Annotated in this window: 15 protein-coding genes and 2 pseudogenes; 3 read left to right on the top strand and 14 right to left on the bottom strand. The window is 70.7% G+C overall.

Annotation, left to right across the window (positions count from 1 at the left end; translation table 11 throughout):
• The 3 genes and pseudogenes from ACFVVA_RS32050 to ACFVVA_RS32060 form a co-directional block, all read right to left on the bottom strand.
• Positions 1-328: pseudogene (locus ACFVVA_RS32050) on the bottom strand (hypothetical protein); the annotation flags it as partial.
• A 718-nt stretch (positions 329-1,046) separates the two neighbouring features.
• Complete coding sequence (locus ACFVVA_RS32055) at positions 1,047-1,337, bottom strand: hypothetical protein (protein WP_387694255.1); 291 nt, start codon at positions 1,335-1,337, stop codon at positions 1,047-1,049.
• Between the two features lie 25 nt (positions 1,338-1,362).
• Positions 1,363-1,800 (bottom strand): hypothetical protein, encoded by a 438-nt coding sequence (locus ACFVVA_RS32060; protein ID WP_387694256.1) that lies wholly within the window; start codon positions 1,798-1,800, stop codon positions 1,363-1,365.
• Positions 1,801-1,924: 124 nt separating this feature from the next.
• Here ACFVVA_RS32060 and ACFVVA_RS32065 point away from each other — a divergent pair, with 124 nt between their 5' ends.
• Positions 1,925-2,062: a hypothetical protein gene (locus tag ACFVVA_RS32065; protein ID WP_387694257.1), complete on the top strand. Its 138-nt coding sequence runs from the start codon at positions 1,925-1,927 to the stop codon at positions 2,060-2,062.
• An 853-nt stretch (positions 2,063-2,915) separates the two neighbouring features.
• Here ACFVVA_RS32065 and ACFVVA_RS32070 read toward each other — a convergent pair.
• The 4 genes from ACFVVA_RS32070 to ACFVVA_RS32085 all read right to left on the bottom strand — a co-directional run bounded on the left by ACFVVA_RS32070 (position 2,916) and on the right by ACFVVA_RS32085 (position 10,925).
• Positions 2,916-3,548, bottom strand: a complete 633-nt coding sequence (locus ACFVVA_RS32070; RefSeq protein WP_387694258.1) for a hypothetical protein — start codon at positions 3,546-3,548, stop codon at positions 2,916-2,918.
• Positions 3,548-5,347, bottom strand: a complete 1,800-nt coding sequence (locus ACFVVA_RS32075) for an acyltransferase (protein WP_387694259.1) — start codon at positions 5,345-5,347, stop codon at positions 3,548-3,550. Before ACFVVA_RS32075 ends, ACFVVA_RS32070 begins: the two co-directional genes overlap by 1 nt.
• A 739-nt stretch (positions 5,348-6,086) precedes the next feature.
• Positions 6,087-8,054, bottom strand: a complete 1,968-nt coding sequence (locus ACFVVA_RS32080; protein ID WP_387694260.1) for a B12-binding domain-containing radical SAM protein — start codon at positions 8,052-8,054, stop codon at positions 6,087-6,089.
• Between the two features lie 558 nt (positions 8,055-8,612).
• Positions 8,613-10,925 (bottom strand): amino acid adenylation domain-containing protein, encoded by a 2,313-nt coding sequence (locus tag ACFVVA_RS32085; RefSeq protein WP_387694261.1) that lies wholly within the window; start codon positions 10,923-10,925, stop codon positions 8,613-8,615.
• Positions 10,926-11,534: 609 nt separating this feature from the next.
• Here ACFVVA_RS32085 and ACFVVA_RS32090 point away from each other — a divergent pair.
• Positions 11,535-12,740, top strand: coding sequence for a MalY/PatB family protein (locus tag ACFVVA_RS32090; protein ID WP_387694262.1), 1,206 nt, complete (start codon positions 11,535-11,537; stop codon positions 12,738-12,740).
• Complete coding sequence (locus tag ACFVVA_RS32095) at positions 12,737-14,041, top strand: condensation domain-containing protein (protein WP_387694263.1); 1,305 nt, start codon at positions 12,737-12,739, stop codon at positions 14,039-14,041. Before ACFVVA_RS32090 ends, ACFVVA_RS32095 begins: the two co-directional genes overlap by 4 nt.
• A 282-nt stretch (positions 14,042-14,323) precedes the next feature.
• On the opposite strand, the pseudogene ACFVVA_RS32100 reads toward ACFVVA_RS32095, so the two are convergent.
• From ACFVVA_RS32100 to ACFVVA_RS32130, 7 genes and pseudogenes are all read right to left on the bottom strand, one after another.
• Positions 14,324-16,984 (bottom strand): annotated as a pseudogene (locus ACFVVA_RS32100) (amino acid adenylation domain-containing protein); the annotation flags it as partial.
• A 177-nt stretch (positions 16,985-17,161) separates the two neighbouring features.
• A complete protein-coding gene (locus tag ACFVVA_RS32105; protein WP_387694264.1) occupies positions 17,162-20,587 on the bottom strand; it encodes an amino acid adenylation domain-containing protein in 3,426 nt (1,141 codons plus the stop codon).
• A 57-nt stretch (positions 20,588-20,644) separates the two neighbouring features.
• Positions 20,645-21,397 carry a thioesterase II family protein gene (locus tag ACFVVA_RS32110; protein ID WP_387694265.1) on the bottom strand — a complete coding sequence of 251 codons (753 nt, stop codon included), beginning with the start codon at positions 21,395-21,397 and terminating at the stop codon, positions 20,645-20,647.
• On the bottom strand, positions 21,394-21,609 hold the full coding sequence (locus ACFVVA_RS32115) for an MbtH family NRPS accessory protein (protein WP_053690741.1): 216 nt from the start codon (positions 21,607-21,609) through the stop codon (positions 21,394-21,396). The genes ACFVVA_RS32110 and ACFVVA_RS32115 overlap by 4 nt, the downstream gene beginning before the upstream one ends.
• 36 nt (positions 21,610-21,645) lie before the next feature.
• Complete coding sequence (locus tag ACFVVA_RS32120) at positions 21,646-23,034, bottom strand: condensation domain-containing protein (protein WP_387694266.1); 1,389 nt, start codon at positions 23,032-23,034, stop codon at positions 21,646-21,648.
• A gap of 58 nt (positions 23,035-23,092) precedes the next feature.
• Positions 23,093-23,758 carry a 4'-phosphopantetheinyl transferase gene (locus ACFVVA_RS32125; RefSeq protein WP_387694267.1) on the bottom strand — a complete coding sequence of 222 codons (666 nt, stop codon included), beginning with the start codon at positions 23,756-23,758 and terminating at the stop codon, positions 23,093-23,095.
• A gap of 76 nt (positions 23,759-23,834) precedes the next feature.
• The gene (locus ACFVVA_RS32130; RefSeq protein WP_387694268.1) at positions 23,835-24,536 is read right to left on the bottom strand and encodes a hypothetical protein; all 702 of its coding nucleotides are present in this window, start codon (positions 24,534-24,536) and stop codon (positions 23,835-23,837) included.
• Positions 24,537-24,559 lie beyond the last annotated feature (23 nt).

The following is a 24,559-nucleotide window of genomic DNA, read 5'->3' on the forward strand; positions in this document are numbered from 1 at the left end:
CGTGGCCGTCTCCCAGCTCGGCCTCGTCCGGGCGCACCATCGCGAGAGCCTCGTCACCCTCGCCCCGGTGGATCATGATCTCGGCGGTGACCCACACGGCGGACCGCCAGCCAATCTCCGCAAACGGTCCCACCAGCGCCAGCGCCCGATCGAACTCGCCGGCCGCGCACAACTCCCGGGCCGCGGCCTCCGCGCAGTTCCAGTCCCCACGCTCCTGCGCCGCCCGGACCAGCAGTTCCACCTGCCCGAGGTCGAGAAAGGTCCGCACCATTCGCGGGTAGACGCCACCGTGGTGGCGCGCCTGCCAAGAAAGATCATCGATGTTCACGCGGGCACCCTACGAACCGCCTCCGACAGCTCCTCTTCAACCGAAGCCGAGATGCCCACGACACCCTCGCGCACCGCAACCGAACTCCGCTGAGACAAACCGCCACCGGTCAAAGTCCGCTGAGACCAGTCAAACTTCGGTGAGACGGGTCACCGGCCGGTTGCGGTCGGCTGTCCCACCCTTGTCCCAGGTCCGGACGCAGAGCGTCATGACCTGGGGTTTTAGGGTGAGACTGTCCTAGCGAATCGGGCATACCGGGCGGGCTGGGACAGGGTGCGTCTCAACATTGTCCCAGGCCGACGGCGGCGCGACGTCGCCCGCCGGTGATGGCCCGTGAGTGCGCGTCTCGGGTCCGGCGGGCACCGGCAGCAGCGTAGCGGGCGCGGCCCGCCGGCCCGGCTCTACGGGTGCGGCGGGCCTTCGGGGACGACGGCTGCGATCCGCACGTCGGCGGCCAGGGCGGGGCGGGGGCGTAGGCGTGCACGACGTTGAGCGCGGGCCGGCCTTCGGCCCGGTCGCCCTCGATCCGGGTGGAGTACAGCGCGACCTGCTGGCCGCCCTCGGTGACGGTGCGGATCGGGCGGCCGAGCCGCGGCCGGTGTGCGAGTTGGGCGCGCAGCGCTTCCAGTGCCGTGGTGGCGCCGAGCTCCTTGGCGCGCCGGGCGGCGCGGTCGGTGACCCACGGCGACTGCCGGGTCCGGCCGCTGGTGCTGGTCGGTCACTCGGCGCCCTGCCGCGCCAGCAGGTCGGCGACGGCCTGGTCGACGGCGTCGGATGTCTCCGGGTCGGCGGCGAGCAGCACGCGGCCGCGGTAGGCGGCGACGATCTCGGCGACGGCGACCAGGTCCACGACGGCGGGGACCTGGTCGACCTGGTCGACCGACACGCGGCGCAGCAGCTGCTCGGCGAGTTCGGCGTCCAGGCGCTCGGCGTCGCCGGGGTAGCCGTAGCCGGCCCGCAGCGCGGCTCGCAGTTGTGGCTGCGCTGGCCGGCGGCCCGGTGGTGCCACTATCTGAAACCACCGCCGGAGCGAGCTACGGAGTGATAGAGGTGATGAAAACGTCGTAGAAGTCGATGGTCGCGGCGTCGTCGCTGACGTGACCGTTGTTCCTGACGACGATGTCGAGGAAGTGGCTCGTCGCAGGTCCAGGAAAGTCGATCTGACTCCGCGTGGCCATCTGTATCACCTCGGCAAACACGGTCCTTCCCGAGCCTGAGCCTGCCTGGACAGTGGCCGTGATCGCGGCGCCGCCGAGACGATCATCCGGGCCTACCGAGAAAAAGACCGTCCCGTCGGGTGGGATGGACTGTTGTTCTGGGTGGACCGAAAAGCATGTGACGTTGGCCATGATCGTTCCCTGTGCTGTAGTCGGAATCTGCTCGCTGACCTGGAGCCACGCGGGCGCCACGCCCAGCTCCAGGATCGGGTCATAGCCAGGCAGGTGCCACTCGACGTAGTGGCTGCTGCTCACGCTCACGGTCCGCCGCCGCCTCGCTGCCCTGTCGGTCCCCACGGTCGTAGCTCTACGGGGCGATGGGGCCGTTCTTCTTCTCCGGGTGTGCGGACAGGACGTAGCAGGTGGCGGCGAGGTTGGAATGGCCGAGAAGCGGGGCGCGGTCGGCGCCGAGCTGTACTCCCACTCGTACTGGGGCGATGCCGAGAACCGGCACAAGGCCGCGATGAAGCTCAAGCAGGCCGCCCGCCCGGACACCACTCAGGAGCCGGCGGCCTGACCGCCGGTCGGCCCTCTCCCGTATGCGCTTACTCCCCGGCCGGACGACGGTGAAGGGGGGTCGCGCGAGCACGTCGGGAGGCATCGGTGGCAGATGACGTCGGGACCGAAGAACGGGACGAGGCGCACCGTCGGCCGCCGGGGGGTGGACGACGTACGACGAGACCTACTACAAGGCGTTCACCGCCGTGGAAGAACAGGTCCGCCGAGACCTTGCCGCCGGCCGTCGGCACCTGGCCGAGGCCGAAATGCAGCAGGCCGCCCGAGCCCGCCGCCGCAGGCACACCGCCCCGTAGACCCGCGCCTTCCGTCCGAGCGTCCAGGAACGGAGCGCAGCCCGGCCGGATCCCGGGGAGCAGGGGGGTGTTCCGCGGGGCCCGGCCGGTGGGAGGCCAGCAGCGCCGGGTGGCGTGGCGCGGCTGCTCTGCTCGGCGGCCCGGTGGTGCTGTGGTGGGGCCGCCGTGCGGGGAATGCCAGACCCGCTGGTCGGCGGGTGGCCAGGGCTGTGAGCTGGGATTTTTCGGCCGCGAACATGCCATCCCGCCGACCGGGCCCAGCACCCAGCAGGCCCCCACGCCCAGGAACGGGCGTCGGGGCCTGCTGGGTGCTGGGCCCGCGACTCCGTGCGCACTGGTTCCAGCGGAAACACCGGAATCCGGGCTCGATGCGCAGTCGTCCGGTCGGCCGGGGATACGCAATCCCTCGGGGGCGCCGTGGTCTGACGATGGACTGCCTTCGGCATCGACGCTGGTCACGAGATCCATTGCGCACGCAGGCCCAGAATTGCGCATCGAGTGCGCATCCGGCGCGACCGTTGCGCATGGAGACGCGGAACCTGCATTGGGTGCCTGGTGTCAGGCGCCGAGGCCGATGTGGGAGACGTAGGTGTAGGCGCCCCAGTCGGAGTCGAGGTCGGCGATGACGTCGTCCCAGATCTCTTCCATTTTTCCGATGTCGCCGGTGGTGAGGGCGTCGACGGCGTCGTCCCAGACGTAGCGGACCTGGAGGCTTCGCAGGCGGATGTTGTCGCGGCGGCGGGGTTCGTCAACCACCTGCTGGTTGATGGGGTGGATCTCCATGCGGGTGCCGCGGCCGGCGTTGTTCAGGTGGTCCTTGAGGAGCTGGGGGTTGGCCAGGACGTTGCGGGCCCTGAGGGTCCAGTAGGCGGTGTCGATGGCCTCGGTGTTGACGCGGCGGGGGGTGCGGGTGCCGTTCTTCCAGGCGCGCAGGGTGGCCGGGTTGGCGGTGCTGCCGGCGTCGGCGAGAGCGTCGGCGAGGGCCTGGTGGCCGCCCTTGTGGGTCATCAGGTAGCGCATGCGGGCGGTCAGGCCCCGGCGGGTGGACGGCGGGGACTTGATGCCGCCGTCGATGATCATGCGCTCCACGGCGTCCTCCAGGGCCCGGCCGAGGGCGATTTTCCCGTGGACGTTTCCGCGGTCGCGGTCGGCGCCGTAGCGGCCGAAGTTCTTCCAGCCGTCGGTCGACATCAGGCGCTCCGGTTCCGGGTGCGGGGCAGGGTGTACTGGTCCTTGAGTTTCAACTGTGTCGTCAGGCGGCCCTCTTCGAAAACACCACCTGCGCCCTTTCGCCATTCGCCGCCGGTGACATGGAGTTCGTCGGTGCCGCGCAGCGCGACGATCGTCAGTCCGGCCTTGTGGGCGCGCTGGGATTTGTACCAGAGATTCGCGAAGGCTTGGGAGCGGATGATGTGCATCCAGTCGGGGCGGCGCAGGTCGCGGTTGTAGGCGGATTCTCCGATGGTGGAGGCGAATTTCGCGTAGATGGCCTTGATGTACTTTTCGGTGACGGTGTCACCGTCGCGGATGGCGTTTTCGCGGGCGATGGTGAGGACGCGGCGGAACTTCTCCAGCAGGCCCTCGGTGGCTCCGGAGGTCCAGGCCTCGGTGATGTGCGGGGCGTCGGTGAGGCCGAGCTTGTGGCAGCGGATCAGCAGCCGCACGGTGGCCTCGTCCAGGAGCACGGGCCCGGCTTCGTGGCGGTTGCCGATCGGGTCGGGCAGGTGCGGGTGCTCCCAGGTGGGACGCTTGGGCAGCAGGTAGACGCCGGAGCGTTTCGGGTCCCAGCCGCCGTCCGGGCGGTGCTGGAGCGCGCCGATCGGCAGGTGCGTCTTGAGGGCGGAGCAGTAGGCGGCGTTGGTGTCCAGGACGTCCACCGTCACCGGGTCGGCGCCGGCCTTCAGCCGCGCCATCAGCGGGCCGTTCTCCCATTTGTGGCGGCCCTCCCAGATATCGTCGGCGCCGTTCCGGGACTTCTTGCTCAGGAATTCCAGGCGCTCAGGGTAGACAGTGTGCTCGTACACCGCGCCCACGCGGGTCTTGTCGAAGAGGTCCATTCCGTTCGGAATGGCCTTCTTCTCCAGCGCCGCGCCCGCCGCCTCGGTGTCCCCGTCGTGCTCCTCCAGGGCCTCCTCGACCGCCGTCGTGATCATGTCGAGGTAGAAGCCCAACTCCCGACCGGTACCGGCGTACTCACGGCTGCGGGCCGTCGGGCCCGAACGGGGAGCAGCGGACGGCGCGGCGGACGACGCCGAGGCCGGAGCCGTGGGCACGGCGTCGGCGGGGGTGGCCGGGACGGCGACGGCCTGGTCCACGCCAGCGGTCGGGGTGCCGGGGACGGCGGTGGAGGGCGGCTGCTGGACGGTGGCTTGGTCGGGCAGGGCCGCCGAAGTCGCGGGGCCGGAGGCCGGGATGGCCCCGGGGGCGCACCAGCCGCCGAGGTGGAGCGGGCGGCCGCCGATCCGGTAGGCCACCGGCCGGCCGCACCGCTCGCACGGTGCAGGGGGGTGGAGGGCGGGGGCTCCGTCCGGGCCCCGGTCGTAGTCCGTCGTGACCCCGGCCGGGACGGGGGCGGGGGCAGCGACCGAAGCGACCGAGGTGGCCGGAACAGCGGTGGGGGGCACCTGGGTGGGCGGGGTGGGCGCGCCAGGGACGGCGATTGGCGCCGGCGGCACGTCGGCGGCCAGGGTGGGCGGGGTGGGCGCGAAGGTGGTCGGCGCTGACGGGGGCGGGGCGGCGGTGCCGGGGGACCAGGTGAGGGACTGGGCGGCGTGGGTCGGCCCGGCGAGCAGGTCGAGTGGTCCCATGCCCCAGTGGCGGGCAAGGGCGTCGACCTCGTCCAGGGACCAGGGCTGGGCGCCGGACTGACGGCGGCTGACCTTGTCCTGGGTCAGCCCGAGTGCGGCGGCCAGCTCGCGCTGGTTCTCCCCCGTGCGCTGTCGCAGCGCGGCGACGGTGAGCCGCAGAGTCTCCAACGTACTGAGCGTCATGCAAGCATTCTATCCATGCTTAATGGAATTTTTCCATTAAGCATGGATGGGGTCGCCGGGTCGGGTGGTTGGGTGGGCGGCTCATTGACGCTTGGCGATACGGCGGGCCTCACCAGTGCCCGCGGGTGAGGTTTCCGCAGGAGATGTCAGCGGGGGCTGCCCTGATGGTCGATGGCTCTCGGGGCGGGGCGCCCCGGGTTTCGGCGCTCCACTCATGCGCCCTTGAGGCGGCGCCAGGCCCTGGCGAGCAAGGCGCTGCCGGAGCAGGCGAGCGGGTCGGTCAGTACGGTGTCGATGATGTGCGCGGTGAGCTGGGCGTAGGTGCGGAAGTTCCCTCGGGCGCCCTGGCCGCCGGTTCGCGCGAGTTCGCGTGGCGGTATCCGTGCCCACAGGGGGTGGAACGCCGGGAGGACGGCCAGGGCCTGGGCCGGCGTCAGCGGGGGGATGTGGCGGCGGGCCAGGACGCGGGAGGCCAGTTCCGGGACGCGTCGTACGGCCTCGGTGCCGGCTGTTCCGGCCAGGACCAGGGTGGTTGGGGCATCGAGGTCCTGGACCAGGCGGCGGCACAGGCACTCCAGGCATGGTGCCGGCAGGCGCTGCGCGTCGTCGAGGACCAGCGGGTGCGGTGTCCGCAGGGCCGCCTCGCCGGTGTTGTCCTACAGCAGCGATCGAGTCGTGCATCCCCATGGGCAGGTCCTGTGAGTCATGTCCGGAGCCTCTGGGCGCCTGTCAGATGTCGTCATGGTCCGGCGGGGACATGCTGGGGACTGTCGGACTGCTCTTCCTGGACAGGAACTGCGGCGGCGTCATTGCGGGCCCCGCCCCAGCGTTTCTCGGTCTCCCTGTGAATGTGCCAGATGTCGTCCTCGGTGAGGAGGACGGAGACGACACCGGGAAAAGCTTCCTCGAAATAAATATAGGGCTTCCGGTTGTCGATGCGCGGGGAGTGGTAGTCGAGTTGGTCCTGCATGCCGTGCTGGCGCGTGACCGGTGTCGCGGGGTGGTAGGTGAGTATGTTCGGGCTGGCCAGATCGATCAGCTTGTCGTCGATGAGACGGCCCACTTCGTGGATGGTCTCGTCGATACTGTCCCGCGTCTCACCGTCGAGGCCGAAGAGAACGGAGGTTCCCAGTTGCAGGCCCTGCGCCTTGACAAGGGCCGCAGCTTCCCTGACCTTTTCCCTCCAGGGCTTCCGTTCGTCCCGGCGGATATTCTTGTGAATGTTGTTCATGACTTGCGTCGACATGCTCTCGATGCCGATGTAGATGTAGCTGCATCCGGCATCCTTCATCTTTCGCAGGATTTTTGACGATTCTTCGGCCGAATGCAGCGCGACGAGGGTGTCGACGGTCAGCTGAGCACCCCACTGGAGGTCGCGCAGCCGCTGGACATCGTCTTCCTCGCGAACGAATCTGCGGTACCGCGGTTCGAGTGAGCCGCTCTCGTCCCGGCGGATCCGGCCGAGCTCCTCGCAGAAGTTCTCGATGTCCCGGTACCGACCGCTCCAGAAGACGGAGTCGTCGAAGAAGAGCGACTCGGCGCCGTAGCCGACGTATTCACAGACCCGCTCCGCCGCAGCACCTGTCGCATCGTTCTTGAACCGCTTGAGCCCGGTGCCGAGTTGCGACGACTCGGAGCAGAAGTTACATCGGTACGGACAGGCGTTGGACACCATGAAGTGCGCGGTGCGCATCACCTCCCCCGTCCCGGGGCGAGTGAAGATGGGGAATCGGGATCGGATCGCGAATGCCTCGTACGGCGAGGGTAAGGACGCGAGGTCGATCGTTCGGCCGCGGAGCGGAACGGCGTCGAAGGTCTCCCCCGCCGCCAGGACGACGACCGACGTGCCGGGCACGGGACCCTCTTCGGCGAGCAGCCCCTGCAGGCACGGCAGGACCTGGTCACGGTCCACCCAGCGCCGGTCGAGATCGGTGGCAAGGGCGAGGGCCCGCATGAGCAGGTCCACGGCGAAGTAGGCCTCGCCGCCGACGACGGCGTCGACCACTTGGGGAGCCTTGCCCTCCTGGATGACTGTCACCGTGCTGCTGGGTTCGCACACGAGGGCCTGGCCGTCGGGGGTGCAGGTGACGGTCTCGTCCACATGACGGCCTCCGAGGATGACGAAGGCATCCGGGACCTCGCGCTTGACCAGCCTCGCGATGTCGAGCGCGTAGCGGTGCGCGGGTGACACGGAGCTGATGAGCACGACCCTGGGCCGGACCTCGCGCAGCAGCCGCAGCCATCTCGTGCGCGCCGCGTCGTCCCAGACCCGGGGGTCGAACACCGTCTGGTCGGTGTTGGGTGACGTGCCGTAGGCCCGGTATCCGTCGTCACTGGCGGAGAGCCGGTACTCCTTGGACGGGAACCGGGTCCACTCGGGCGCGAGGTCGCTGTAGTGCACGGCGTCCTCCAGCGGGCCGGCGTCCGCCACAGCACGGTGCACGGCAGCGCTCAGCGCCGTGTAGAGACACATCGGGTCGCCCGGATAGGTGATTTCACCCTCGGATTGGGTCATGACGGGCGCCAGTACCGACAGCACAGGGAAATAGCGGGTGTCCGTTCTCGCACTCGCCAGGTCGTCCAACAGCCGGCGCCTGCGCGTCAGACGCCGTTCCCGGAACGCGTCCGGATCGGACACTTCCCCCGGGCGGTGCATCTGAATGCCACCGCGCCCCGAATCTATCTTCTGAATAGCGTGCGTGGCCATCGGTCCTCCGGATTCTGGTTCTTCCAGGATCTTGTCCCCGAACACGGACATCGATGACGCAATTACTCCGGCGGGCCATCGATGGACATTTCCGTCCTTCTGTTCTCCCGAAAACACACATCCCGATCCGTCATGGATTGGGACATTCTCAAAGCCTGGCCGCGCTTTTCTTGTGGCGGTCCAGCGGCTCTTCGATCGAGGGCCCGCCCGGAACGACCTCGAACTCACCCGTGATCTTACTCGACCCTACTGGGTCGTGTCTTCAAAATTTCATGTCCTCGGTCATTTACGTGCGCGCCGGCCAAGGATTTCGGCCGGGGTTTTCCGCGAACGCGAACCGGCCGACCGAGCCGGGCGGTTCCGGGCCCGCGTCGAAGAACTCACAGGCGGCCGCGGGCGGGCAACCCGGGCGGTACGACGGCGATGCGGGTGGGAGACCGGCGGGACGGGCCGTGGTGCGACGAGGACTTCGCGGGCTGGTACCCGCGGGACGGACGCCCGGGCATCCGGCCCGCACGGCCGGCCACCGCCGGTGTGCTGCGGTTCCTGCCCGGTCCGTCAGACCGAGCAGGCGTCGGCGTTCCCCGCCCCGGGCGGAGCGGCCGTGGCCTGAAGATACGCGGCCAGGCTCTGCAGCGTCGGATGGCGGTGCAGAGCCACCAACGTCAGCTCGGGCACCTGCGCCATGCTGCGCATGGCCGTCATCGAGTCGCCGCCCAGGGCGAAGAAGTCGTCGTCACGCCGGATCGCATCGATACCCAGAACGTCCTGCCATGCCGCGGCGATCCGCTTCTCCCACGGACCGCTGGGCTCGGCACCCACGGGCACGGTGCCGCCACGGCGCTCCTCGTGCGGCGAGGGGGCCGTGGGAAGCGACTTGCGGTCCAGCTTCCCGTTGGGGCTCAGCGGCATGGCCGGCAGCACGAGCACAGTGCCGGGAACCATGTGCGCCGGAAGACTGGCCGCGAGGGTCCTGCGGATGTCCTCCGGGTCCAGGACCTCACCGTCGCGCGGCACGGCATACCCGACCAGGACCGGGACGCCGACGGCATCGGGCTGTGCGGTCACCGCCGCTTCTTTGACCTGAGGATGGTCGCGGAGTACGGACTCGATCTCGGTCAGCTCCACCCGCAGCCCGTGAATCTTCACCTGGAGGTCGGTCCGGCCGATCAGTTCGATCAGTCCGTCGGCACCGAACCTCGCCAGGTCGCCGGTGCGATACAGCCGCTCGCCGGCCACCGTGCCGTACGTCCACTCGACGAACCGCTCGGCGGTGAAGGCGGGCTGGTCCAGGTAGCCGAGCGCGAGGCCGACGCCGGCAAGGTACAACTCGCCCGTCACACCCGGCGGAACGGGTTGAAGCGACTCGTCCAGGATGTAGGTGCGCTGATTGGCCATCGGGCGCCCGTACGGAATGCTCCTCCAGGTGGGGTCGGTGGCCTCGACCTCGAATATCGTCGAATAGATCGAGGCCTCGGTGGCCCCACCGAGGGAGATGAACCTGGCATCGGGCGCGGCTCCGCGGGCGCGTCCGGGCAGCTTCAGCGGGATCCAGTCTCCGGCGACCATGATCAGCCGCAGTGCGTTCACCGGTGAGGGCCCGCCACCCCCGCCGCGCTCGACATGATCGAGTACCAGTTCCAGCAGCGCCGGCGCGGTGTTCCACACCGTGACGCCGTGGTCCGCCGCCAGCTCGGCCCAGTGCGCCGGATCCTTGGCCCGGCCGGGCGCGGGAAGGACGAGCGTGCCGCCTGCCGCCGTCATCCCGAGGAATTCGTAGACCGACATGTCGAAACTCGGGGACGACAGGCCGAGGACACTGTCGCCGATGCCCACGGCGAAGCGGGAGTTGAGATCCTCGACGTTGTTCGTCACGCCCCGGTGGCGCAGCGCGATCGGCTTCGGCTTTCCGGTGGAACCGGACGTGTGGATCACGTAGCAGAGGTTGTCCGGCCCGGCCTGGGGCTTCGGATCGTGATCGGGCCGGGCGGACAGGGCGGCGGTCTCGCGGTCCAATAGGACCAGGAGTTCCTGCCGTACGGAGTCCTCCCCGGTCAGAGCGGCAGCGAGCTCGCTGTGGCTGATCAGGGCCACGCAGGAAGCACCGGCGATCATGGTGGACACCCTGGCCTGCGGATAGCCGGGGTCGAGTGGCACATAGGCCCCGCCGGCCTTGAGTACCGCGAGCATCGAGATCAGCAGATCGGGCGAGTGCTCGAGGTAGAGGCCGACGCGGTCGTCGGGGCCGACGCCCAGGTCCCTCAGATGATGTGCCAGCCGGTTCGCCGCGACGTTGATCTCCTGGAACGTCAGCCGGGTCGCTCCTTGGATCACGGCGACGGCCTCCGGGGACCGCGCGGCCCGCTCCTCGAACGCCTCGTGCAGACAGCTCTCCTCGCGGGGCAGCTGGACAGCGGTGTCGTTCCATTCCACGAGGATCCGGTGCACCTCGGGCCCGGTGAGAAGCACGAGATCCGCCAGCGCCCGGTCCGGCCGGTTCGCGCCGTCCTCGAGCAGGTTCTGGAAGTGGGCGAGCAGCCGGTCGCCGGTCGCCGTGTCGAAGAGCCGCTCGTCGAAGTGGAGAGCGGCCGGCCGGGACGCCGCCCCGGCCGCGGGCAGCACGAGCTCGACCTCGTACGGCCGATCTCCCCCGCCGGCCCGATCCGCACCGAAACGTACGCCGATGCGCGCGGGCTCCTTCCCGGGGGCCGCCGCGGCACCGGCCGCACCGGTCAGTCCGCGGAGCGTGCTCTCCCCGGTGACGGAGAAGCGGAGCAGCGAGTCCTCACCTCCTTCGCGGCGCACGTGGAACTCGACCTGGTTCTGGCCGGAATACCGGTACACCAGCGCGGCGAAGCCGGCGAGCAGCACACTCTCCGGGGCGGTCGCGCAGGACGCCGCCACATCCCTGACGGCGCCGGCGTAAAGACCGGGAATGTCTCGGCGTACTACCCCCGTGCAACGGGGTGCGTCGACGCCACGCGGCCGGTCCGCAGGGATTTGGGCAGCATGGGAGGGCAATTCCTGTCTCCTGTCACAGATTCTCGACATCGCAGATGTAATTCGACTGTGAATATCGGATGGGCGCATGTGCGCACCGACTGCCGGGCCAGGAGGCTCCAAGCTTTGCGAGCGACCAGCCTCAGCGTCCAATCCGGGCTGAGGAAGGCGCTGTTGGCGACAGTATCGGCGGGTCGCGAACGCCGCAATGTGGCCGACGTCACACGTTCGCGGTCGAAGGCTGGCGCATAACCTTGTGTGCTCCCCCCCGTAGGGCAAGCATGACGTACTCGGGGAACTCCCGTGTAGACCAACAGGGTTATGGGGATGCGACTGGAGGGCCGGGGGCCCGCAGGAGGTCTGCCGGGCGATCGGTTTCCTGTCGCGGGCTTTCCGTACCGGCCTCCTCTCCGTCGTGCGGCACCGCACCGGCATTGGTCCGCACAACGCTGTGCCATCGAACCAACACGGAACAGGACTATGAAGGCCGACACTTCGTCAACTGCTCTCGACTCCCTCGAACTGAGCCGTCTGTCACAGCGGGACGGGGAGAAGTGGGCCACCGCGGGCGACGGCATGCTGGCCTCCTGGGTCGCGGACATGGACTTTCCGACCGCACCCGCGATACGCCAGGCCCTGCTGCGCCGCGCCGACGGCGATCTCGGCTACCCCCCGTGGTTCGACGAGAGCCGCGGCGGCCCGCTCGGCGAGGTGTTCGCCGAGCGGACGCGGCACCGGTACGGCCACAGGCCCGATCCCACGCACGTCCGGCTGTTCACGGACATCAACCAGGCGATGCTCGCGACGCTCCAGGTCGCCACCGACCCCGGCGATGCGGTACTTCTGCACACCCCCGCTTGCCCGCCGTTCGTCGATGTCATCGAGAGGATCGGCCGCAGGGCGCTGACCGTTCCGCTCCAGGAGGGCGAGGGCGGGTGGGAGTTCGATCCCGCGCTCATGGAGCGGACCGCGGCGGACGAGGGCTCGGGGCGCTGCCGTGTGCTCTTCCTCGTCAACCCCCACAACCCCACCGGCCGGGTGTTCCGCCGTGACGAGCTGGAGTCGCTCGCGGAACTCGTGCTCAGGTTCGACCTGTTGGTGATCTCCGACGAGGTGCACGCGGATCTGACCCATGCCCCGCACCGGCATGTTCCCTTCGCCTCGCTCAGCCCGGAAATCGCCGCCCGCACCGTCACCCTCACCTCGGGGAGCAAGGCGTTCAACCTCGCCGGGATCCGCTGCGCGCTGGCGCACATAGGACCGCGGGCCGTACGGGATGCCGTCGACGCCCGGCGCGGGCTGCTTTTCGGCCAAGTGGGAGTGCTCGCGGTCGAGGCCCTGAAGGCCGCCTGGACCTCGGGCGATGCCTGGCTGGACGAAGTGCTGGCCATCCTGGACCGGAACCGGCGGCTGCTGGCCGAGCGGCTCCCGGAGAGGATCCGATGTCGGACTCCGGAGGCCACTTTCCTTGCCTGGCTCGACTGCCGGCAGCTGGGGATCGGCCCGGACCCCATGCCCTTCTTCCGCGACGAGGCCAAGGTGCTCCTCTTCTCCGGTCCGGCCTTCGGAGCCGGCGGCGATGGATTCGTACGGCTCAATTTCGGCACGTCCCCGCAGGTCCTGGAAGAGACCCTGGAACGCATGAGCGCCGCGTTGCGACGGCACGGACAAGGAGCTTTCCTGTGACTGACCACGCGACGGTGCGGGTTCAGCCGGCCTCCGCCCTGGAGATGCAGTTCTGGCTCGCCGACCAGATCGACCCGGCGAGCCCCGCCGGCTGGATCCTCGCCCAGGTCCGCGTCCACGGCCCGCTCGATCTCCCCGCCCTCGACGCGGCGCTGTCGGCAGTGGCGCGCCGCCAGGAGGCGCTGCGCACCGCCTTCGTCTTCGAGCACGAGCAGGTGGTCCGCAAGGTCCTCGCGGAGCCGGTCGCGGAGCCGCTGCTGCGCCTCGGGCCCGGCACCGGCTTCGAGGAGGCGGCCGCCACCCTGCTGAACGCTGACACCTTCGATCTCGCCGCGGGCCGCGTCCACAGGGCCGCCGTCGCCCCGGACGCACAGGGCGCCACCGTCTTCCTGGCGGTCCATCACATCGCTTTCGACGGCCTCTCCCAGGAGGTGTTCGCCGCCGATCTGGCGCGCGCCTACGCACGGGCCGTCGACGGCGTCGCGACCGATCTGCCCGTGCTGGAACGAGCGGAGGCCGCGGAGCTCACGCCGGCGCAGCACGCCGAACTCACCACGCACTGGCGCGCCCTGCTGACCGGGGCGGCCGACCTGCCCACCCCGGACGGCAGCCCGGCGCCGAACCAGCACGAGCTCGCCGCAGGTGGGTCGGCCGAGCTCCGAACCACCTGTCCGCCCAGCACCTGGCAGGCGGTGCGCGACCAGGCCAGGCGCAGCGCCTGCTCACCGTTCGCGGTGCTGCTGGCCGCGTACGGCCGGGCTCTGGCCGAGATCACCGGCGGCTCCGACTTCTGCGTCGGCACACCGGTGGCCACCCGCTCGGCCGGGCAGGCGGACGAACTCGGCTGCCTGATCGACATCCTGCCGGTGCGGATGCCCGAGCTGTCCGCACCCGGGGTGGTCGAGCGGGTCTGGGCTGCCGTGCGGGAGAGCATCCTGGGCTCCGCGCTGCCCCGCTACGAGATCGTCCGGGCCGTGCAGACGGTCCCCGGTGGTCGGATGCCCGTCTACCAGGCGCTGTTCGCCTTCGAGAACTGGCGGCGCGTCGAGCATCCGGCCGGTCCGGTGAGGATGCACAGCGTTCCGGTGCCGCCGGTCGGCGCGGTCGCCGAGGTCCAGCTCCAGGTGTGCGAACTGCCCGACGGGACCCTGAAATGCGTCGTCCAGGCTCCGCTGACCGGTTCCTGGCCGCAACGGCTCCCTGATCTGCTGCGCGCCTTCGACAGCCGTCTCGCCGAGATCGCCCCGCCGGCCACGACGTCGGCCACGCCTCGCTCCTTCTCCTCGGAAGCTCCCGCATGACCATCACGTCGATGCGCCTGCCGTAGGCCGGTCAGGGAGCCGGGGTCCACCGTCCCCGGCAGCTTCCAGGGGTCCGCCGTGCCGCGAGCCGCTCCCGTCCGGGTGCCCGGACGGGAGCGGCGGTTCAGCAGGGGCAGGACTGTCCGCCGGCCCGGGCGTTGCCGGGCTCGCCGCAGGTCCCGAAGGGGACCGTGACGGATCCGACGGCCCGGCGGACGTGTTCGGAGTCCCTCGGTGCGGCGGCCCGGCTCCTCGGTTGCCGTGTCGGTCGAAGCGGAAGGGTCATGCGTCGAGCGGGAACGGGGCTCCGTCGGGTCCATGGGCCAGCAGTTCGGCGAAGGCGGCCACGGTCGGGGCCTTGAACAGGCTCGGGACGGTCACTGCGACACCCAGCGCCTCACGGATCCGGGCCACCAGGCGGATCGCGTCGAACGAGTTGCCGCCCAGGCGGAAGAAGTCGTCATGGATCCCCATGTCGGGTGCGGCGAGCACGTCGGCGAACAGGGAGCGGAGCAGCGCCTCGGTCGTGTCGCGCGGAGCGGCCGCTCTCCCGGTCGGTCGGCGCCGGGGCGCGGGCAGTGCCGCCCGGTCGAGCTTGCCGTTGGCCGTCAGGGGAAGCGCGTCGACGATCACGAAGTGGTCCGGAACCATCTGCGGCGGGAGCCGGAGCTCCGCTTCCCGCCGCACGTCCTCGACGTACGGATCCGGGGACGACCAACCCGACCCGCGGTGCGCCGGTGCGGCACTGTCCCCGCCACCGGGGGCCGGCTGCCCGCCGCGGACCGCGTAGAGGGTGACCAGCCCGGTCTCCGCGAGCATCGCCAGCCCGTCGACGGTGACCCGGTACCCCCGCTCCTCCAGTTGGCCCCGGATCCAGTCGATCCGGCCCGGGGTGTTGTGCGCTTCGATGACCAGCTGGCGGACCAGGTTCCAGTGCTCCTCGCGGAGCCCCAGAAGCACCGCGTGTTCGCTCTTCTCCGCATCGATCTTGAGCAGGTCGATCCGTTCCACACCGGTCTCGTCGATGACGTCCGACAGCGTGCGCAGCTCGCAGGTCACGTCGGTGTGCTGCAGCCGCTCCGTGAGCAGACTGTCGAGATCCGCCGCGCCGCTGTGCGGAAGGGCTTCCCGCATCGGCTGCTCGTTGCGGACGAAGGCCTCCAGGACACCGCGCTCCTCGGCGATGTCGCCGAATCGCCCCGACATTATCGAAAGCTGCGGATAGTAGGTGAAGGACGCCGTACCCGCCTCTTCGGCGAGGCCGCACGGGAACAGCCTGGCGTCGACCCCGTGCAGCCGGGTGTTGAGTTCGAGCATGCGGAACAGCTGCGGAATCGGCTCGAACGCGTGGACCACGCTGCCGGGACGGGAGCGGGCCACCGCGAGCGAGAAGAACCCGATGTGCGCGCCCACGTCGAAGACGCAGGCCCCGGTGTCGGGCAGCGTGATCCCGTGCCGCAGATACTCGCCCTCCTCGAAGATCTCGCGGTACAGGAAGTCCGCCTCCGACCGGTTGGGCGCGACGACGGCCATGCCGTTCGGTAGCGTCTGCAGGTCCTTCCGGTCGAGGAGCCCGGCTTCTTCGAGGCGGCACAGGTTCCGCAGCGCGGCGGCCTCGACGGGGTCGGGTACGAGGTAGGCGGTCAGCCGCGTCCCGCCGGCCTCGTCGGGCCTCGCGGCCACCACCGCGTCGGCGACCGCGGCGTGCCGGGCCAACGTCGCTTCGATCTCGCCGAGTTCGACGCGCACGCCCCCCACCTTGACCTGGTGGTCGTCGCGGCCCAGGTAGTGCAGGACCCCGTCGGGGTCCCGCCGGGCGAGATCCCCGGTTCGGTACATCCGGCTGCCTTCGGGGCCGTAGGGATCGGGGACGAACCGCTCCGCCGTCAGCCCCGGCCGGTTGACGTACCCCCGGGCCAGCTGGACACCCGCGATGTAGAGCTCGCCGGCCGCACCGGGCGCGGCCTGGTTCAGCCGCTCGTCCAGAACGTACAGCCGGGTGTTGCGCACCGGGGCGCCGATCGGCACCGGGCCGGGTGGGTCGCCGGGGCCGCAGCGCCAGTGGGACACGTCCACCGCGGCCTCGGTGGGCCCGTAGAGGTTGTGCAGTTCGGCGTCCAGGAGGCGGAAGAACCGTGACCGAAGATCGGCCGAGAGCGCCTCGCCGCTCGCGAACACCCGGCGCAGCGAATCACATTGGGCCGCCGCCGGCCCTTCGAGGAAGTGACGCAGCATGGACGGGACGAAATGCACGGTCGTGATCCGCTCCGCCCGGATCAGCTCGGCGATCCGGGTGGGATCCCGGTGCTCGTCCGGCCCGGCCAGGACGAGGCGCGCGCCGACGCACAGCGGCCAGAAGAACTCCCACACGGAGACGTCGAATCCGGCGGGGGTCTTCTGCAGGACGTGGTCGTCGTGGCCCAGCGGATACTCCGCCTGCATCCAGCGCAGGCGGTTGACGATGGCCTCGTGGGACACGGCCACCCCCTTGGGCCGGCCGGTGGATCCGGAGGTGAAGATGACGTAGGCGGTGCTCGACGGGTGCGGCGAGGGCCATCCGGTCTCGTCCGCCCCGGGCGCGCCCTCCTCCGACATCCGCCGGACGTCCTCGCTGTCGAGCATCAGCACGGGCCGTGCGTCCTCGGTCATCTCCCGTACACGCTCGGCGGGCAGCAGCGGATCGACCGGAAGGTAGGCGGCCCCGGCCCTGTGCACCGCGTGGAGGGCGACCAGCAGTTCCACGGATCGCGGCACCGCGACCGCCACGACCGTTTCGGGCCCCGCCCCCTTGGCCATGAGCGACCGCGCCAGTCGGCCGGCCCTGGCATCCAGCTCGGCGTACGTGAGGGATGCATCGGCGCCGACGAGCGCGACGGCGTCGGGGGTGCGGGCCACCTGGGCCGCGAACAGCTCGGGCAGAGTCTCTGCCGCCATGTCGTGAGCCGCGGTGTCGCTCATGACGTCACTTCCCATCGTTGTCGAACTGACCGCCGGACCGGGACAGGCACCGACGGGGCCGAGGAGGATTCGTCGCCCCGCGGCGCAGGCGCAGGGGCGTATGGCTCGCCGGGGACTCGGCTCTCGCCGTTCCGCGACCGCCACGGCTCGGAGGGGCGGATGTCAGGCCGCCCGGCGCAGTGCCTCGATGTGCGCGGCCAGCGTCTCGACGGTCGGCGTGTCGACCAGGGCGCGCACCGGAATGTCCAGCTCGAGTTCGGCCCGCAGTCGGCTGACGACCGCCAGCAGGGAGAACGAGTCCCCGCCGGCCTCGAAGAAGTTGGCCCGCACGTCCACCTCGGCGAACCCGAGCACCTCCGCCCAGGCCGCCGCGACGGTGCGCTCCGTCTCCGTGCTCGGCGGCGTCACGGCCGTCGCGAGCACGGGAATCGGCTCGGGTCGGGGCAGCCGCCCGCGGTCCACCTTGCCGGTCGGGGAGAGCGGCATGGCTTCGAGCCACATGAAGACGGCCGGCTGCATGACGATGGGCAGCTTCGGGGCGAGGTGGGCACGGAGCGCGGCCTCGTCGAGCCCGCTGCCCGGTGTCCTGACCACGTGGGCGACCAGCCGCTGGTCGGGCTCCAGGACCATCACGGCGTTCGCCACCTCCGGGTGACCGCGCAGCACCGATTCGATCTCCTCCAGCTCGACCCGCACGCCGCGGATCTTGACCTGGTTGTCGACCCGGCCCAGGAACTCCATCTCCCCGTTGGGCAGGCGGCGCACCAGGTCGCCCGTGCGGTAGAGGCGTCGGTCGGGCCGGGCCGGGTCCGGGGCGAACCGGTCGGCGGTCAGGGCGGGCTGGTTGCGGTAGCCGCGGGCGACGCCGTCACCGCCGATCCAGAGCTCGCCGGGCACACCGATGGGCTGCGGGTTCCCCCAGCGGTCGACCACCGCGCAGGAGGCGTTGGCGATCAGCTCACCCAGCGGCATGGAGCTGCGCTCCAGCGGCTCGTCGCCCATCCGGCCGACCAGGGCCGCGCCCGCGGTCTCCGTCGGCCCGTACTCGTTCCAGATCTCGCACCCGGCGGAGACGACCGCACGGGTCCGCGCGACCAGGTCGGCGTCCAGGTTCTCGCCGCCCATGGACACGTGCCGCAGCGTCGGCATGTCGAGGCCGGCGTCGGTGATGCCGCGCATCTGGGTCGGCGTCAGGTACAGCATGTGGATCGACCGCTCGTTGATGAACCGGGCGGTGGCCCGGCCGTCAGCCTTGACCTCGCGGGGCAGCATGACCAGGCAGGCGCCTGCGGTCAGTGCGTGGAACATCTGCTCGACGGACCAGTCGAAGTGGTAGGAGAGGTTGTGCACCACCCGGGTGCCGGGCCCGATCGGGCGGATGTCCTGGGCCCACTGGATCCACGGGGTGATCGCGGTGTGCGGCAGGCCGACGCCCTTGGGCCGGCCGGTGGTCCCGGACGTGTACATCAGGTACACCAGCTGCGAGGGGTGCAGCGCGGACCCCGGGACGCCGCCCCGGGCGCCGTCCTGCGCGCCGTCCTGCGCGGTGCTCACCACGTCCACGCTCTCCAGGACGGCCGTCGGCAGCTGGTCCCGCAGTTCCGGGGTGGTGACCAGGATCCTCATCCCGCTGTCCGCGACGGCGTACGACATCCGGTCGACGGGGGCGAGCGGGTCGATCGGCACGTAGGCGGCACCGGACTTCAGGATGCCGAGGATGCCGACGATGAGGTCCACCGACGGGTCCGCGCACAGGCCGACCAGATCGTCGGTGCCGATGCCGCGCGCCGTCAACTCGTCGGCCAACCGGGAGGCTCTGCGGTCGAGTTCGTGGTAGCTGACCCGCTCGTCGCCGCTCTCCACCGCGTCCGCGTCCGGGGTCCTGAGCGCCTGTGCCTCGAACAGCCGGTGCAGGAAGAGGTCCGTGGGGTAAGGACCGCAGCGGGCGGTGGACCACTCCTCGAGCTGACGGCGCTCCTCCTCGGGAAGGATGGTGAGCTGGGAGAGGCGCTTGGCGGGAGCGGCCACCGCGTCGGCCGCGAGCACGGCCAGGTGGTCGAGGATGCGCCAGGCCTTGTCCTCGAGGAACAGGTCGGTGTTGTAGTCGACCGCGAGGCGGTAGGTGAATTCGGTCTCGACGACCCGGAACACCAGGTCGAACTTGACCGCCTTCAGGTTCAGGCCCAACTCGACGTCGTTGACGGTGATCCCGGCCAGCTCCGGCGCCGGGACCGCGTGCTGGTAGGCCAGCATGACCCGGAACGGCCCCTGCCGGGAGGAACGGTCGGTCGAGACCGCGTTGACCACCCGCTCGTAGGGGACGTCCTGGTGGGCGAAGGCCTCCAGGACCCTGCCCCGGACCCGGCCGAGCAGCTCGGCCAGCGTCGGGTCGCCGGACAGGTCGCTGCGCACGGCGAGGGTGTTGAGGAAGCACCCGAGCATGGACTCGAGCTCCGGCAGATCACGGTTGGCGCTGGGGATGCCGACCACGATGTCCGTCTGGCCGCTGTACCGGCTGAGCAGCACGTTGAGCAGCGTGAACATGGTCATGAACGGAGTGGCGTTGTGCTCCCTGGACAGCTCGCGGATCCTGCGCGACACCGCTCGGGGCAGCTCGATGTCCACCGACGCCCCCTGGCTCGTGCCGGTCTCCCGGGGCGGCAGGTCGGTCGGAAGGTCCAGCACGGGGAGCGGGCCGCGCAGCCGGTCCTTCCAGTGGTCCAGTTGGCGTTCGAGCGCGGTCCCGGTGACCGTGCGCCGCTGCCAGGCGGCGTAGTCGGCGTACTGCACCGGCGGCTTCGCGGCCGCCGGGATCCCGCCGTCGGCGGCGGCGGCGTAGAGCTCCAGCAGCTCGGCCATGGCGAGTTCGAAGGAGTGCACGTCGGTGATGATGTGGTGCAGGTTGATGAGCAGGACGTGCCAGTCCTCGTCCAGCCGGTACAGCTCGACCCGGAGCAGCGGCCCCCGCTCCACGTCGAACGGCCGCTGGGCGGAGTCGAGGAGCAGGCCGGCCAGGACCTGCTCCTGCTTCTCCTCCGGCTCGTCCCGGAGGTCGACCACGGTCAGCGGCAATTCGGCCTTGGCCTGAATCACCTGCTCGGGGATGCCGTCGACCGCCTCGATGGTGGTGCGGAAGACCTCGTGCCGGTCGACCAGCGCCTGGACGGCCTGCCCCAGGGCCGTGATGTCGAGCGGGCCCACGAGCTCGTGCGCCATCGGGATGTTGTAGCGGGAGCTCGGACCCTGGATGTGCTCGTCGACCCACAGCCGCTGCTGGGTGAACGAGGTGGGCGCGTGGAAGACCTCGCCCGAGCGCCCGTCGAACGGCTCGATGGTCTGTTCCGTCCCGGGCTCCGTCTCCCGCATCGCCTCGATGGCCGCGGTCAGCTCGACGAGGGTCTGTGCGTCGAAGAGCACGCTGAGCGGAATCCGGATGCCCAGCTCCTCGCGCAGCCGGCTGATCGCCCTGGCACCTTGCAGTGAGTTTCCGCCCAGCGCGAAGAAGTTGGCGTCAGGACCGGATATCTCGGTGTGCAGGACAGCCGTCCACACATCCGAGACGACGTCCATCACGGACCGCTGCGACATGTCGTTCCACCTAAATCCGTCGATCGAGAGGATGGGTTTGTTTCGAAGGGCTTCGGGTCAGTGACCGCTCTGCCGGGGCACGGCGGCGAGCCGCCCGGCGATCTCGGCGAGCACGGCCGGACGGGCGGAGTGCAGGAAGAAGTGGCCGCCGGGAAACATCCGCAGGTCGAAGCCGCCGGCCGTGAGCTCGCCCCAGCGCGGCATCGCCGCGATGCCCGCGGGATCGTCCTCGGTCCCGCCGAACGCCGTGACCGGGCAGGTCAGCAGCGGCCCGTCGGTGAACCGGTAGGTCTCGATCACCGCGAGGTCGGCCCGGATCACCGGGAGCATCAGGCGCATCAGTTCCGGGTCCGCCAGAACCGCTTCCGGTGTCGCGGACCAGGAGCGCAGTTTCCCGATCAGTTCCTTCTCCGGGCCGGCGTGGTGCGCGGTCTCCTCCCGGGCCTGGGGCGGTACGCACCCCGAGACGAACAGCCGGGTGGGTGAGCCGATCTCCATCCGCTGCAGGGTGCGGGTGAGGTTCCAGGCCACCAGGGCGCCCATGCTGTGCCCGAAGAAGGCGAAGGGACGGTCCAGGTGCTGGATGACCGAGGGCACCAGGGCGTTGAGCACCGAGCCCATCCGGTCGAACGGCTGGGCGCCCAACTGGTCTTCTCTGCCCGGAAGTTGTACCGACCACGGTTCGATGTCGGCGGGCAGGGCGGCGGCCCAGCCGCGGAAGACCGAGGCGCCGCCGCCGGCGTACGGGAAGCAGAACAGCCGCGTGGCCGCCTGCGGCCGCTCGGCGAGCGGCCTGACCGCCACCCTCATCGGCCGGTCCCGCCCGCCATCTCCCGGCGCAGGGTCAGCGGACGCATGTCCGTCCACACCTCGTCGACGTGCGCGAGACAGGCCTCCTTCGAGCCCCGCTCGCCCGTCTCCCGCCAGCCGGCGGGCAGCTCGCGGCCCTGCGGCCAGATGGAGTACTGCTCCTCGGAGTTGATCACGACGACATAGCCGTCGTCGTCACGCTGTCCGTCCATGGGCCCTTCCTTTCGGTGAGATGGCGCGATACCGGCTCAGGCGTTCGGTGTCCCGGGCCGGGAGGCTCGCAGGGCGCCCAGCCGGCGACGGCCGGCGGGTACGGTCCGCGCCGCCCGCCGGGCCCGCGCCAGCGGCTCCGCCAGGGCGGCCAGCGGGACCGTCGCGTCCTCGACGACCGTCCGCAGGACGGCCAGGAAGGCCGACCGGACCTCCTCGGCCTCGGACTTCGCCAGCCGTCGGGAGTTGTAGTTGAGCCGCAGACCGAGCCGGTCGCCGTCCGGCTTGCCGAACAGGCAGAGGTCGAGCTGCGAGGTCTGCCGGGCCGGGGGCAGGAAGTCCGCGAACTGGAAGGAGGTCGAGAAGACCGGGTTCCGGCCGGGTCGGGATTCCGCATCGAGCTTCTCGAGCAGCAGGGTGAACGGATAGCGGCTGTGCGCGTAGGCGCCGATGCTCACGGCCCTGGTCCGGCGCACGACCTCCTCGAAGGGGTCCGCACCCGACATCCGCACCCGGACGGAGAGCGGGTTGACGAAACTGCCGAACATGCCGTTCAACTCCATGGTGTCCCGGCCGGAGAACGGGACGCAGACCACGATGTCGTCGTCGGCGCTGATGTCCCGCAACGCGACCGCGTAGGCGCTGAGCAGCAGGATGTGCGGCGTGACGCGCAGCTTCTTGACCAGTGCCGCCACCCCTGCGGCCGTGTCGGCCTCGACGTCGAACTCCAGCGTCTCGTTCACCACCGCGTCGGCGGGAGCGTCGTAGTCCCCGATGCGCAGCCGCGGCAGCGGGGCGGCCAGCTGGTCGAGCCAGTACACCTCCATGGCCTTGCTCCGGTCGCTCGCCAGCCACTCCCGCCGCCCCCGCACGAAGGCGTCGTAGGTCGTCGGGAGCGGGGGCAGCTGCGGCTCTCCGTCCGCGGCGAAGGCTCGGTAGCAGAGCAGCAGTTCGCGTATGAGGATGCCCATGCTGGTGCCGTCCGCGATGATGTGGTGCACGTTCACGTGGAGGCAGTGGTGGTCGGCGGCCAGCTTGAACACCTTGAGCCGCACCGGCGGGGTGGCGAGTTCGTCGAAGGGGGTCGCGTTCTCGGCCCGGACGCGCCGATTCAGTTCGGCCGTCGGATCGGCCTCGCCGGTCAGGTCGACGAGCGGCACGTCCAGGTCGAACCCGGGCAGGACACGCTGGCGCGGACCCTCCGGAGTGTCCCGGAAGGACAGCCGCAGCGCTTGGTGCCGGTCCATCAGGAAGGCGGCGGCACGGCGTACGGCGACGATGTCCACCGCCTCGTACAAGTGCTGCCAGTACGGAAGGTTGGATTCCTCCCGGCCCTCGTCCAGCTGATGCTGGAGCCACAACCCCCTTTGGCCGTTCCACAGTTCGAACCAGGCCCTGTCACCCTCGAAATCGTCGGGGTCTTCCACTTGGCCAGCCAATCCTCACATCAATGGTTTACGGGACACCCGGACCGACGCGACCGGTTCAGGACGTGCACGGCCGACCCGGAACGGCGCTCGCGGCCTGGACCAGCCCGTCCGCCACCCGCCACCGCCCCTCGAAGAAGACCGGGCCGGCCCCGTCGGCCGTCGCCTCCGAAGCCGTCAGCCGGGCGGTGAAGGTCCCGTTCTCCGGGTCGAGGACGACTTCGGCGTCGGCGAAGTCGAGCACGGTGCCGCCCAGGGGGTACCACGCCTTGTAGACGCTCTCCTTGACGGCGAAGAGCAGCGTGCCCCAGTGCACCTGCGCGTCCCGGCGGAGGAGCTCCGCGAGGTGGCGCCGTTCGGCGTGCGACGTGATCAGGCGCAGGCCCCCGTCGGGCAGCGGCCGGTGGACCTCCGCGTCGATGCCGAGGGAGCGGTATGCCCCGGCCCGGGCGACCACGGCCGCCCGGTAGCCCGGGCAGTGGGTCATGCTGCCGACCACGCCGCACGGCCACCGCGGTGCCCCCGCCGTGCCCCGGAGGATCGGGGCCGGGGGGATGCCGAGCCGGCCGAGGGCGGTTCGGGCGCAGTGCCTGACGGTGGCGAACTCGCGGCGCCTGGCGACCGGTGACCGGGCGACCGCCTCGGCCTCCCCCGGCTGCAGCGGGACGTCGGGCAGATCACCGTACGCCTCCTCGGCCTCCACGCCGGGCGGCAGGAGGGTCATCACGAGGCGGCCCCGTCGGGTTCGGCCGTCACGGCGTCCACCGCTTCCGTGGCGGGTATGTCGACGGCGTCACGCTCTACGCGGGCGGGCTGCACGGCTCCTCCTTCTCCCCGGTGGCCAGCAGGTCGGTGAGCAGGTCCTTCACGGCGGGCGCGCGGAACAGCTCCTCCGCCGTCACGTCGACCCGGTGCACCGCCCCGGGGCCCGGCCAGTCGAGCGCCTCGCTCAGCAGGACGTGGGTGGGAGCCGGCGGGGCCTGCGGGGGCACCGCCGCGGTCAGGGTGAAGCTGAGCCAGGCCCGCTGCCCCTCGGTCAGTTCGACCAGGATCTCCTCGTCGAGCCCGGGCGAGCAGCCGGTGATCACCGAGAGCAGGAAGGAGCCGGCCAGGGTGAGCGCGTCACCGGGCGGCATGCCGGTGATCGTGGGCACCTCGGCGGACTCGTCCATGGCCAGGGCGAGGTCGTCCAGCAGTTCCTGAGGAGTCTTGGGATCGGCCGGTGCCGGGTCGAGCACGATGAGCGGGACGTCCGGCCCGGGCAGCGCCTCCACGAGCGCCGAGGCCAGGCCGACGGCCGAACAGTAGGCCAGCACCGCGACCGGGAGCGGCCCGGCGGCGGTGATCCGCCCGGCCCAGTGGGCTGCCTGCTCGGCCGTCCCGACGACTCCGTCGGCGAGGCCGGGGTAGTGCAACGGGTCGATCCTGAGGGTCCGCTCCCGCCAGCCGTCGGGCAGGATGGCGCCGAAGGTCCTCCGGGGCACCTCGTTCCCGAACTCCATTATCACGAGGGGCCGTTGGTCCT

The sequence above is a fragment of the Kitasatospora sp. NPDC058048 genome, assembly GCF_042885555.1.
GTDB lineage: Bacteria > Actinomycetota > Actinomycetes > Streptomycetales > Streptomycetaceae > Kitasatospora > Kitasatospora lactacystinica.